Source organism: Pseudarthrobacter sp. NPDC092202 (assembly GCF_044755505.1).
Classification (GTDB): domain Bacteria; phylum Actinomycetota; class Actinomycetes; order Actinomycetales; family Micrococcaceae; genus Arthrobacter.
Map to the genome: position 1 here is coordinate 68249 of NZ_JBIVRG010000005.1, position 11642 is coordinate 79890.

Here is an 11642-nt window from a genome sequence, read left to right on the forward strand (position 1 = left end):
TCGTGGTGGGGATATAAGGATGCCCGGACGCGCGGGGGCGCGCCCGGGCTGCCCGGGCCGGAGGGGGGTCCTGCCCGGGCGGTCTTAGGGGTTTATTTTGCTGAGACGGCGTTCTGGCGGGTCTGCTGGAAGGCGTCCCAGGCTGCGTAGCTGCCGTCGAGTTCGACGACGTCGTACCCGGCCCGGCGCAGGGCGCTGGCTGCTACGGAGTTCCGGACGCCGGACTGGCAGTAGGTCACGATGGTTCCGTCCGTGGGGAGCTTGTCCAGGTGCCACATGACGCGGCCGCCGCTGAGCTGGTGGGAGCCGGGGATGTTCCCGGCGATGTGTTCGCTGCGGTTGCGGACGTCCACGACCATGGCGGCGTCAAAGCCCTGCAGCTCTTCGGGCTGGATCAGCTTCGGGGTGCTCATGGGGAGCCCTTCGATGCTGGTGAGGTAGCCGGCGACGTTGTCGATGCCGACCCGTACCAGGTGGTCCCACATGTCCATGGCCTGTTCCTGGTCCGGTGCGAGCAGTACCAGGGGGTTTTTGTCGGTCTCGGGGTTCACTACCCAGGCGCCGTAGCTGGCCACGGACTTGCCTGCCGGGACGTTCAGGGAGCGGGCTACGGTGCCTTCGTGGACTTCGCTGTTGGGGCGGGTGTCGATGAAGGTCAGGGTGTCTGCTGCCAGGCCTGCTGCGACGTCAGCGGTGTCCAGTTCCTTGAGCGGGGCGCGTTCTCCCATGATGGCGGGGCCTTCACGGTTTTCGCGCTTCATCCGGCCGAAGTAGGCGTGGGCGTCGGGCTGGCCGTCGAGGAGTTCGTTGATGAAGCCCTGTTCGTCGTTGGCGGCGAGGTAGGGGCCCCACCAGGCGTAGAGCCGCTCGTAACCTACGGTGGAGGAGGGGATGGCGCCGAGGGCCTTGCCGCAGGCGCTGCCGGCGCCGTGGGCGGGGTGGACCTGGACGTAGTCGGGGAGGGTGAGGAACTTGTCCCGCAGGCTGGCGAAGAGCTGCTTGGCGCCTTCGAAGCGGGTGTCGATGCCGCCGGCTGCTTCGTCCAGCAGGTCCGGGCGGCCGAGGTCGCCGGAGAAGACGAAGTCGCCTGAGAGCAGGTAGCCGGGGTGGTCGCTGAAGGCGCCGTCGGTGACCAGGAAGGACAGGTGCTCGGGGGTGTGGCCGGGGGTGTGGAGGGCCTGGATGCTGATGTTGCCGATGGTGATCTTGTCACCGTCGTAGAGGCGTTCGCCGTCGAATTCGTACTGCCAGTCCGGTCCGCCCTCGCCGGAGACGTAGATCTTCGCGCCGGTGGCGGCGGCGAGTTCGCGGGTGCCGGAGAGGTAGTCGGCGTGGATGTGGGTTTCGGTGACGGCGATGATCTTCATGCCGTTCTTTTCAGCCAGTTCCTGGTACACCGCGATGTCGCGGCGGCCGTCCACAACAACGGCCGTGCCGTTGGCCTGGCAGCCGATCAGGTAGCTGGCCTGGGCGAGGTCTTCATCGTAAATACGCTCGATAAGCATCTGGTGCTCTCCTTTGGTTGAAAGGGGTTTGGGGTTTGCTCTGAATCCAGTATAGATACCCCGGGGGGTATCCTGCAAGTGGACTGCGGCCTAGGCCGTTTTTCTTTGGGACAGCTTGTGCAGGAGCCTGCGCAGGCCTGCCGGGGCGTGGCCAGGTTGTTGCCGTGACGGGTTCGGGGCGGGTTGATAGGTGACGGGGTGGCCTGCGCGGTACCACTCGGTGATCCCGCCGGCCACGTTCACGGCCTGGTATCCGCGGTCGGTAAGGATCCGCGCGGCCTGGCTGCTGCGTTTTCCGGAGCCTCACATGAGGTAAAGCGTGCCGCCGGGCAGGTCGGCAAGCCGGGAGGGCAATTCGTCCAGGGGGATGTTCAGGCTGCCCTGGATGAAAGCGGTTGAATGCTCCTCCCGGCTCCTGACGTCCACTACCGTGGCGGCGGGCCAGATTTCGGCGAGGCCGTCCGCGGTGATGGTGCGCAGTGGTTCCCCTGGTGCTCCCGCGTCAGGCGGGCTGGCCGGCTGCATCCGCCCGGAGTTTGTCCATGTCCAGGTTCTTGACGGCCTGGATGACTTCTTCGAGGCCCGTGGCGTTGAGGGCGCCGGGCTGGGAGAAGACGAGGCTTTTGTCCTTGAAGGCCATGAGGGTGGGGATGGAGGTGATGTTCGCTGCTGCGGCGAGGGCCTGTTCTGCTTCGGTGTCCACCTTGGCGAAGGTGATGTCCGGGTGCCGTTCTGCGGCCTTCCCGTAGGTGGGGGCGAACATGCGGCACGGGCCGCACCATGCTGCCCAGAAGTCAACGAAGACGATCTCGTTGCTCTCCAGGGTCTGGGCGAAGCTCTGTTCGGTGACGTCGATGGTTCCCATCGTCTTTCGTTCCTTTCAGGCGTTGTGTGGGGTGGAGGTTGGCGGAACTGCAGGGGTCAGGTGGTGGGGAGCCCGGCGCGGGTCCAGGCGATCATGCCGCCGGCCATGGTGTCCGCGGTGAAGCCGGCTCCGTTGAGGGCGTCGGCCACGCGGGCTGAACGGTTGCCGCTGCGGCAGACCGCAATGACGGGCACTGCGGGGTCCAGTTCGGACAGGCGTGCCTGCAACTGGCCCATGGGGATGTGCAGGGCCCCGGGGATCATGCCCTCGGCGACCTCGAAGTCCTCGCGGACATCAAGGATGCGGGCGCTGGAGCGCCGCTGCTCGGCGTCGGTAATGGTGATTTCAGCCATGATGTTTCTCCTTCGAAAGATTGTGTGCTGGTGTTAGCGGACGGGCTCGCCGGCCGAGCGCCAGGCGCCCATGCCGCCGCGCAGGGAGTAGGCCTGGTACCCCTGGGAGGCGAGGAGCCGTGCCGCTGACGCGGAGCGAACCCCGGAGGCACAGACAGCGATCACGGGCTTGTTCTTGTTGATTCCCGCGGTGCTGGCCTGCAGCCGGTCCAGCGGCACATGCTTGGCCTGCGGGGCCCGTCCGGAGCGCCATTCCTGGGCGGAGCGGACATCGATCAGCGCGGCGCCTGAGGACAGGAGGTCCTTGGCCTCAGCTACTGAGACCGTTGTGTAGGGCTTGCTGAAGGCTTTTTCAGGGAGCTTATGAGGCCCATGGTGTTCTCCTTGGTGGTGATGAATTCAGGCGGGTGAGGGGACTTTGCTGCGGCGGCCGGTGCGGTTGCGCAGGGGGCAGGAGCTGATGAAGAGCCAGCAGATGCCGGCGGTGGCTGCGGTGAGGGCTGCGATTCCGGCGGCGATGAACCAGCGCAGGTCGGCCGGGGCCTGCTGGATGAGGACGAAGGTTCCCATGGCCAGGACGAACCAGCCGAAGGCCTTCCGCAGTGCCGCTTCGGGGATCCGGCCGGCGAGTTTGGAGCCAATGAGGCTGCCAACGATCGCGGCGGCGGTGACGCCGAGGGTGATGCCCCAGTCGAGCTGGACGGTGGTGAGGTATCCGGCGAGTCCGGCGAAGGACTTCATGGCGATGACCACCAGGGAGGTGCCCACGGCCACGGACATCGGCAGGCCGCCGAGCAGTGCCAGGGCGGGGACTACGAGGAATCCGCCGCCTGCGCCGACCAGGCCGGTGATGAGCCCGACGACGGCGCCGTCCAGCAGGACCCGGCCCAGGGGCAGGTCGTGCTTGACCGGTGCGGCGCCGTCGTTGTTCTTTTTCTTCCGGCCGCGGAGCATGGCCACGGAGGTGGCGACCATCATGATGGCGAAGGCGATGAGGAGGATCTGGCCGGGGATGTGCCCGCCGAGGAGGCCGCCGACGAACGCGCCGGCCATGCCGGCGGCGCCGAAGATCAGGCCGGTGCGCCACATCACCCTTCCCTCCCGGGCGTGGCTGAGCACGCTGACCGCGGAGGTGACGCCGACGACGAACAGGGACGCTGCGATGGCTTCCTTGGCCTCGAACCCGGCCACGTAGACCAGGATCGGGACGGTCAGGATCGATCCGCCGCCGCCCAGGACGCCGAGCGAGAGTCCGATCACCACCGAGAGGGCAAGGACCAGGAAGAGGGTGGCGGTCATGATGCCTTGGCCTCGGCGTTCACCTCGGTGTTGACGGGCAGGGCGAGGATGGCGCTTTCGCGGGTGGGCTCCTTGGCGGCCTTGTTCCACGGCATCGCCGAGATCGCCTGGCCCATGGCGCAGGTGTTGGTGGCTGCGGAGAAGGTCAGGCCCGTGCCGATGACCCCGGCGAGGGTCCGGATCTTCGGGGAGACGAACTTGCCGCCGGCCAGGCCCAGGACCACCAGGGACCCGGCCACCAGGCGGACCTGCCGCTCGAGGTCCCAGCGGTCCTTGCCCTTGACCACGTCACCGCCGGCAGCGGCGAAACCGGGCGCCCCGCCGGTCAGGACGTAGGCGGTCTCGATTCCGGCCTTGGCAAGGCGCTGGCGGGCCTGCTCGGCGCGCACGCCGGACTGGCAGACCAGGACAACACGGGAACCCAGCCGGGCAGCGAGCTCATCGGTGTGCTCGGACAAAAGCGGCAGCGGCACGTTGTAGGAGCCGCGGATATGCATGGACTCGAACTCAGCAGCCGAACGCACATCGAGCACCACGAGGTCCTGGTGCTCGTTGAACCAGGACTGGAGGGTTTCAGGGGCGAGTGCAGTAACAGTGGGTGCCGTGGAAGGGGAAGTCATTGCTGGCCTCTCGATAGGGGAAGGATGAATACCCCACCGAGTATTACAGATACCCCCGGGGGTAGTCAAAACACCCCGAGGGGTATATAGTTGGAGGCAAGAACCCCATCTACGGAGACCTCATGGAACTCGACTCGACTGAACTGGCCCCAGTGGTCAACCGCCTCAAGCGCGCCCAGGGGCAGCTCGCCGCTGTCACGCGGATGCTGGAGGAGGGCAGGGACTGCAAGGACATCGTCACGCAGCTCGCTGCCGTATCCAAGGCGCTGGACAGGGCAGGCTTCGCGATCATCGCCAGCGGCCTGGAACAGTGCATTGTCCGCGAGGACAACACCATGGACAGGAAAGAGCTGGAGAAGCTCTTCCTCTCCCTCGCCTAGCCAGGCGGAACAACAGACCCCGCGCCGCGGGCAGGTCCCCCAAACTGCCCCGGCGCGGTCCTTTGTGTTTAAGTCAGTAGCTGGCGGGTGCGCCGCCGTCGGCCGGCTTGGTGTTCGCCGCCTGGACGTACCGAGCGGCGAGGGCTTCGGAACCCCTCGCCAGAAGCGCGACGTCGGCCCCGACCAGGATGAAGTCCGCGCCGTTGGCGAGGTAGTGCTTGGCCGTGTCCGGGTTGAAGGCGTTGACGCCGGCCGGTTTTCCGGCGGCTTTGGCGGCGGCGAGGCAGTGTTCAACGGCGGCGCGCACCTCGGGGTGTTCCTGCTGTCCCAGCAGGCCCATGGACGCGGCGAGGTCCGAGGGCCCGATGAAGATGGCGTCCACGCCGTCCACCTTCAGGATGTCCGCCACCGCGTCCACCGCCGCAGTCGATTCGATCTGCACCGTGACGCTGATGGTCTCACTGGCGCGAGCCAGGTAGTCCGGGACCCGGTTCCAACGCGCGGCCCGGGCCAGCGCAGAACCCACGCCCCGCACGCCGTGCGGCGGGTAGCGCGTTGCCGCCACCGCCGCCTCCGCCTCGGCAACCGAGTTCACCATGGGGACGAGCAGGTTCTGCACGCCAAGGTCCAGGTACTGCTTGATCACCACGGGGTCATTCACGGGCGGGCGGACCATCACCTGGACCGGGTAGCCGTGGATGGCCTGCAGCTGGGACAGGATGGATTCGAGCCCGTTGGGGCTGTGCTCGGCATCCACCAGCAGCCAGTCCAGCCCGGATCCGGCGCAGAGTTCGGCAATCAGCGGGCTGCCGGAGCAGACCCACATTCCTGCCAGCGGCCGGCCTGCTTCACCCTTTTGCGCAGCAAGTGCATCCCGGAAGGTGTCCCCTAGTCGAAACGGCATGTCACACTCCCCAGGGGCCCATAGTCGGCGTGCACGGTGTCGCCCTTGTACACCCAGAGCGGGCGGGTGAAGGATCCGGCCAGGATGATGTCGCCGGCCTGCAGTGAATCCCCGTGGGCGGCGATCTTGTTGGCCAACCAGTGCACGCCGTTGGCCGGGTGGTCCAGGACGCCGGCGGCGACGCCGGTTTCCTCCACTGTCTGGTTCTTGTAGAGGATCGCGGATACCCAGCGCAGGTCCACGGCGTCGGGCTTGACGGGGCGGCCGCCCACCACCATGGCGCCCATGGCGGCGTTGTCCGAGATGGTGTCCACGATGGTCCGGCCCTCCATCTCAATCCGCGAATCAAGGATCTCCAGGGCTGGAACCACGTAGTCGGTGGCATTCAGGACATCGAAGATCGTGACACCGGGGCCTTTCAGCCCGTCCTTCAACACGAACGCCAGCTCCACCTCCACCCGCGGATGGGTATATTTGTCCCACTCCACGGAACACCCGGTTTCCAGCACCATGTCATCAAAGATGGCGCCGTAATCCGGTTCGGTGATGCCGGTAGCGGCTTGCATGGCCTTGGACGTCAGGCCGATCTTGCGCCCCACCAGGGTCCGGCCGGCTTCCTCGTTCCGCCGCCGCCACAACTGCTGGACCGCGTAGGAGTCCTCCACGGTCATGTCCGGGTACCGGGCCGTCAGGCGCGGAACGGGCTTCCGGTTCCGGCCGGCCTCCACCAGCTCGTCCGCGATCGCCTCAATCGTCTTGTCATCCAGCATGGCTACAGCTGCGCCCCAAGCTTGAAACCGGTCCGGTCCTCTTCAGGAGCTCCATCCTTGCGGGTGTAGGAGAAGCCGTCGGCGCCCACCGTGACGGCCATCTCCGATTTTTCCTCGCGCTCGATGACGGGCTGCGGGTTGCCGTCCAGGTCCAGGACCAGGGAGGCCTCGGTGTACCAGGACGGGACCACCGGGTTGCCCCACCAGTCGCGGCGCTGGTTGTCGTGCACATCCCAGGTGATGGTGGGGTTGTCCGGATCGCCGGTGTAGTAGTCCTGGGTGTAGATCTCCACACGGTGGCCGTCAGGGTCCAGGATGTACAGGTAGAACGCGTTGGACACCCCGTGCCGGCCGGGCCCGCGCTCAATCCTGTCGCTGATGCGCAGGGCGCCCATCTTGTCGCAGATCTGGATGATGTTGTGCTTCTCATGCGTGGCAAACGCGATGTGGTGCATCCGGGGGCCGTTGCCGCCGGTCAGGGCGGTGTCGTGGACCGTCTGCTTGCGGTGCATCCACGCGGCGTACGTGACGCCGTCGGAATCCTGGATGTCCTCGGAGACGCGGAAGCCCAGGTCCTCCAGGTACTTGCGGCCGCGGGGGACGTCCGGGGTGACCTGGTTAAAGTGGTCCAGGCGGACCAGTTCGCCGGCGGAGTAGAGATCGTAGCGCTGGGTGAGGCGCTCCACGTGCTCCACCTCGTAGAAGAACTCATATGGGAAGCCCAGCGGATCCTCCACGCGGACGGAGTCGCCCACCCCCTTGGTGAAGCCTTCCTTGCGGCGCTCGGTGCGGCAGCCCAGTTCCTTGTAATACGCCTCGGCGGCGTCCACCTCGGTGGGGGACTTCACCCGGTAGGCGAATGCTGCCACGGCGGCGACTGGTCCCTTGCGCAGCACCAGGTTGTGGTGGATGAACTCCTCGAGGGTCCGCAGGTAGATCGCGTTCTCATCCTCCTCGGTGACGTGCAGGCCGAGCATGTCCACGTAGAAGGCGCGGGACTTGGCGAGGTCGGTGACCACGATTTCCATGTAGGCGCAGCGGACGATGTCCGGCGCCGGGACGGATGGGGTGGGAACGAAGTTGGTCATGATGGTCTCTCTTCTTTGAAAGGTTTTTGGAAAGAACGACGCCGGCGGGCTGGCGTGGGTGCGGGCGCTCAGCCTTCGTTGGCGGCGGAGTCCCCAATGCTGCCGAACTTGGGGGTGTGGACGGTGCCAAGGGTGATGTGCACGGCCTGCTGGTCGGTGTAGAAGTCGATGGAGCGGTAGCCGCCCTCGTGGCCCAGGCCTGAGGCCTTGACGCCGCCGAACGGGGTGCGCAGGTCACGGACGTTGTGGCTGTTCAGCCACACCATGCCGGCTTCGACGTTCTGGGAGAAGTTGTGCGCCCGGGTCAGGTTCTGCGTCCAGATGTAGGCTGCCAGGCCGTACCTGGTGTTGTTGGCCAGGGCGAGGGCTTCGTCGTCGGTGTCGAACGGGGTGATGGCGACGACGGGTCCGAAGATTTCCTCCTGGAAGATCCGGGCGTCGGGGGAGACATCGGCGAACACGGTGGGTGCGATGTAGTTGCCTTCGGGCAGGCCTTCGGGCCGGCCGCCGCCGGCCAGCAGGCGGCCTTCGGATTTCCCGATCTCCACGTAGGAAGCGACTTTTTCGTAGTGTTCCGGGTGGACCAGGGCGCCCACCTCGGTCTTGGGGTCGTGCGGGTCACCTACCACGATGTTCTTGGCGCGGGCGGCGTACTTCTCGCAGAACTCCTCGTAGACCGCCCGCTCCACCAGGATGCGGGAGCCGGCAGTGCAGCGTTCCCCATTGAGGGAGAACACGCCGAACAGGGCGGAGTCGATCGCTGCGTCCACGTCGGCGTCGGCAAACACCACGCAGGGGGACTTGCCGCCGAGTTCCATGGACAGGCCCTTGAGATTCTCTGCAGCGTTGCGGAAGATCGTCTGGCCGGTGGTGGTCTCGCCGGTGAAGGAGATCAGCGGGACGTCCGGGTGCTTGACCAGGGCGTCGCCGGCTTCTTCACCCAGGCCGTTGACCAGGTTGAAGACGCCGTCGGGCAGGCCGGCGTCCTTGAAGATCGTGGCCCACAGGGACGCGGACAGCGGGGTGAACTCGGCCGGTTTGAGGACCACGGTGTTGCCGGTGGCCAAGGCCGGGGCCAGCTTCCAGGACTCGAGCATGAACGGCGTGTTCCACGGCGTGATCAGCCCGGCGACGCCGATCGGCTTGCGGTTCACGTAGTTGATCTGTGAGCCGGGCACTTTCATGGCGTCGTCGAACTGGGCAACTATCAGGTCCGCGAAGAACCGGAAGTTCTCCGCCGCCCGCAGGGCCTGGCCCTTGGCCTGGGTGATGGGCAGGCCGGTGTCGAAGGTTTCGAGCTCCGCAAGCCGGGCCTCCTGGGCCTCGACGGCGTCGGCGATCCTGTTCAGCACGCGGGCGCGTTCGCGGGGCTTCATCCGCGGCCACGGGCCGTTGACGAAAGCTTCGCGGGCGGCGGCAACGGCGAGGTCGATGTCCTCCTTCTGGCCGGCTGCCGCGGTGGCGTAGTTCCTGTTGGACACCGGCTCCAGGACGTCGAAGGTCGCACCGCCCACGGAGTCAACGAACTTCCCGTTGATGTAGTGCTGGATGGAGGTGGGCAGGTCCTGCGGCACGTAATGGGTGCTGGGCGTTTCTACGGGAGAGGTCATCATTGAGTCCTGACTTGTAGGTTTACTGCTTACTTTGTGCCAGGTAGGCATCCAGGGTGGCGGAGCGGTGGCGCCGCGCGGCTTTCTCGATCTCGTCGGCGGTGGCTCCGGACTCGATGAGCTGGAGCAGCGCCTCGTGCTCATTCACAGATTCATGGGCGCGGCCGGGGACAAAACGGAACGTGGAGGACCGCAGTGCTGCCAGCCGGTTCCAGCCCCGGTGGACCAGATCCAGGATGTGCGGGTTGGGGCAGTGCTCGAACAGGATGCCGTGGAAGTCCTGGTTCAGCTGGGTAAACCGGACGGGGTCAAAGTGGTTGAGGCATTCACGCATCTCCTCGTTCACGGCCCGGGCACGGGCAATGGCCACCGCATCGATCAGGGGAGCGGACAGCGCGGTGGCGGCACCCTCCACGATGCTCAGGGTCTGCATCGTGTAGAGGTATTCGGTGGGATCGATCCCGGCCACGGTGGCGCCGACGTTCCGTTCAAACGTCACCAGCCCCTCTGCCTCCAGCCGCCGGATGGCTTCCCGGACCGGAACCACGCTGACCCCGAGGTCCCTGGCGATGCTCCCCAGGACCAGCCTGTAGCCGGGGGAGTAGGTGCCCTCCACGATCCTGGCCTTCACCACTTCGTAGGCCTGCTGGGACTTGCTGCCCGCGGCCAACACTGTTTCAGTCATTGGCCTTGCCTGCCTTCCACTCCTCATACCGTGCCTGCCAGGCGGCATTCATCGGGTAGAGGCCGTCCACGCTGTTGCCCTGCTTGACCATCTCGAAGATGAAGGTCTCCTCCCTCTCCTGGGCGATGCAGTCCTCCACGAGTTCCTCCGCGATGGCCGGCGGGATCACCAGGATGCCGTCGGAGTCGGCCACGATGATGTCCCCGGGCTGGACGGTGGCACCGCCGCAGGCGATGGTGATGTCCGTGTCCCACGGGATATGGCGGCGGCCCAGCACGGCGGGGTGCGGGTTGGCGAAGTAGGTGGGCATCTCCAGCCCGGCCACGGCGGCATAGTCGCGGACGCCGCCGTCCGTGATGATCGCTGCGGCGCCGCGGACCTGGGCACGCAGGGCCAGGATGTCGCCCACGGTTCCGGTGCCCTTTTCGCCGCGCGCCTCCATCACCAGGATCTCGCCCTCGTTCACGGAGTCGATGGCCCGTTTCTGGGCATTGAAGCCGCCGCCGTGGGTCTTGAAGAGGTCCTCCCGGTTGGGCACGTACCGCAGGGTCCGGGCCAGGCCCACCACGCGGCGGTCAGGCCGGGTGGCCTGCAGGCCGTCAATGCTCACGTTGTTGAGGCCGCGCTTGCGCAGCTGCGAGGACAGGGTGGCCGTGGCCACGGACTCCAGCTTGGCTTTCAGCTCAGGGGTAAGGACGCTGGCAGGGGCAGCCAGCCCCGCAGCCTCGCGCGAACCCCACGCCTCCTCCCTTTGCAGGTCATCAACTTTGGGTCCGGCACCAAAGTCCGCGAACGGCGTCGTGCCTTCCTCCACCCGGGTGACCAGCCGGCCGGTGGTGAGGCTGCCGTCAGCGGTGCCCACCTCCACCTCCAGCACATCGCCGGGCCTGGCCACGGACGCGCCCGCCGGAGTGCCGGTGAGGATGATGTCCCCTTCTTCGAGCGTGAGCAGCTGCGAAAGGTCCGCCACCAGCCGGCCGAACGGGAAGAGCAGGTCCTCCGTGGTGTCATCCTGGACCAGCTGGCCGTTGTGCCAGGTGCGGAGGCGCAGGCGGGAGGGGTCGACGGCGTCTGCCGGGATCAGTGCCGGGCCCACCGGCGTGAACCCGTCGCCACCCTTGGAGCGCAGGTTGGAACCCTTGTCCGCGTAGCGGAGGTCGTAGACGCCAAGATCGTTGCTGGCGGTCACGGCGGCAACGTGGCTCCAGGCGTCCTCGAGGCTGACGCGCCGGGCGGCCTTGCCGATGACCAGGGCAATCTCGCCCTCGTAGCCGAGCAGTTCACAGCCCGCCGGCCGTTCAACAGCGCTGCCGCTGAGGGCGAGCGACGACGACGGCTTCAAGAAGTAGGACGGCTGCGCCGGAGTGCGCCCCCGCTGGGCTGCCCGGCTGGGGTAGTTGATGTGCACCGCGATCACCTTGCGGGCCCCTGCCAGGGTGTCTCCGTTGACGTGCTCCAATGCATCTCCTTGCGAGGTACGAAATCGTATACGATCACTATCGCGCTCGCCGGGCCGTCCGTCAACCCCGAATTTTGGCGCATCCGGGCACCCTTGTCGTCCGC

Annotated in this window: 13 protein-coding genes and 1 pseudogene; 1 reads left to right on the forward strand and 13 read right to left on the reverse strand. The window is 66.7% G+C overall.

From position 1 onward, the window contains the following. Positions 1 to 92 precede the first annotated feature (92 nt). From ACIQF4_RS10215 to ACIQF4_RS10245, 7 genes and pseudogenes are all read right to left on the reverse strand, one after another. A complete protein-coding gene (locus tag ACIQF4_RS10215) occupies positions 93 to 1505 on the reverse strand; it encodes a rhodanese-like domain-containing protein (RefSeq protein WP_400515976.1) in 1413 nt (470 codons plus the stop codon). Positions 1506 to 1808: 303 nt separating this feature from the next. Continuing rightward, positions 1809 to 2030 (reverse strand): rhodanese-like domain-containing protein, encoded by a 222-nt coding sequence (locus tag ACIQF4_RS10220; protein ID WP_400515977.1) that lies wholly within the window; start codon positions 2028 to 2030, stop codon positions 1809 to 1811. Continuing rightward, a complete protein-coding gene (trxA, locus tag ACIQF4_RS10225; protein WP_400515978.1) occupies positions 2008 to 2370 on the reverse strand; it encodes a thioredoxin in 363 nt (120 codons plus the stop codon). Before trxA ends, ACIQF4_RS10220 begins: the two co-directional genes overlap by 23 nt. 56 nt (positions 2371 to 2426) lie before the next feature. Beyond that, complete coding sequence (locus ACIQF4_RS10230; protein ID WP_400515979.1) at positions 2427 to 2723, reverse strand: rhodanese-like domain-containing protein; 297 nt, start codon at positions 2721 to 2723, stop codon at positions 2427 to 2429. 33 nt (positions 2724 to 2756) lie between these two features. Beyond that, positions 2757 to 3097 (reverse strand): annotated as a pseudogene (locus tag ACIQF4_RS10235) (rhodanese-like domain-containing protein). Between the two features lie 25 nt (positions 3098 to 3122). Then, positions 3123 to 4022 carry a sulfite exporter TauE/SafE family protein gene (locus ACIQF4_RS10240; protein WP_400515980.1) on the reverse strand — a complete coding sequence of 300 codons (900 nt, stop codon included), beginning with the start codon at positions 4020 to 4022 and terminating at the stop codon, positions 3123 to 3125. Beyond that, a complete protein-coding gene (locus tag ACIQF4_RS10245) occupies positions 4019 to 4642 on the reverse strand; it encodes a rhodanese-like domain-containing protein (protein WP_400515981.1) in 624 nt (207 codons plus the stop codon). The genes ACIQF4_RS10240 and ACIQF4_RS10245 overlap by 4 nt, the downstream gene beginning before the upstream one ends. A gap of 122 nt (positions 4643 to 4764) precedes the next feature. Between ACIQF4_RS10245 and ACIQF4_RS10250 the strand changes: the two genes are divergently transcribed. Continuing rightward, a complete protein-coding gene (locus tag ACIQF4_RS10250) occupies positions 4765 to 5022 on the forward strand; it encodes a metal-sensitive transcriptional regulator (protein ID WP_013602647.1) in 258 nt (85 codons plus the stop codon). A 73-nt stretch (positions 5023 to 5095) separates the two neighbouring features. Here ACIQF4_RS10250 and ACIQF4_RS10255 read toward each other — a convergent pair whose 3' ends face one another. The 6 genes from ACIQF4_RS10255 to ACIQF4_RS10280 form a co-directional block, all read right to left on the reverse strand. Beyond that, on the reverse strand, positions 5096 to 5926 hold the full coding sequence (locus ACIQF4_RS10255) for an HpcH/HpaI aldolase/citrate lyase family protein (RefSeq protein ID WP_400515982.1): 831 nt from the start codon (positions 5924 to 5926) through the stop codon (positions 5096 to 5098). Beyond that, positions 5911 to 6696, reverse strand: coding sequence for a 2-oxo-hept-4-ene-1,7-dioate hydratase (gene hpaH / locus ACIQF4_RS10260; RefSeq protein ID WP_350004048.1), 786 nt, complete (start codon positions 6694 to 6696; stop codon positions 5911 to 5913). The genes ACIQF4_RS10255 and hpaH overlap by 16 nt, the downstream gene beginning before the upstream one ends. Before the next feature lie 2 nt (positions 6697 to 6698). After that, positions 6699 to 7784 (reverse strand): 3,4-dihydroxyphenylacetate 2,3-dioxygenase, encoded by a 1086-nt coding sequence (gene hpaD / locus ACIQF4_RS10265; RefSeq protein WP_400515983.1) that lies wholly within the window; start codon positions 7782 to 7784, stop codon positions 6699 to 6701. A 68-nt stretch (positions 7785 to 7852) separates the two neighbouring features. After that, the gene (gene hpaE, locus ACIQF4_RS10270; RefSeq protein ID WP_400515984.1) at positions 7853 to 9394 is read right to left on the reverse strand and encodes a 5-carboxymethyl-2-hydroxymuconate semialdehyde dehydrogenase; all 1542 of its coding nucleotides are present in this window, start codon (positions 9392 to 9394) and stop codon (positions 7853 to 7855) included. 22 nt (positions 9395 to 9416) lie between these two features. Beyond that, entirely contained in the window at positions 9417 to 10079 is a 663-nt protein-coding gene (locus ACIQF4_RS10275) for a GntR family transcriptional regulator (protein WP_400515985.1), read from the reverse strand. Further along, the gene (locus tag ACIQF4_RS10280) at positions 10072 to 11538 is read right to left on the reverse strand and encodes a fumarylacetoacetate hydrolase family protein (RefSeq protein WP_400515986.1); all 1467 of its coding nucleotides are present in this window, start codon (positions 11536 to 11538) and stop codon (positions 10072 to 10074) included. The genes ACIQF4_RS10275 and ACIQF4_RS10280 overlap by 8 nt, the downstream gene beginning before the upstream one ends. Positions 11539 to 11642 lie beyond the last annotated feature (104 nt).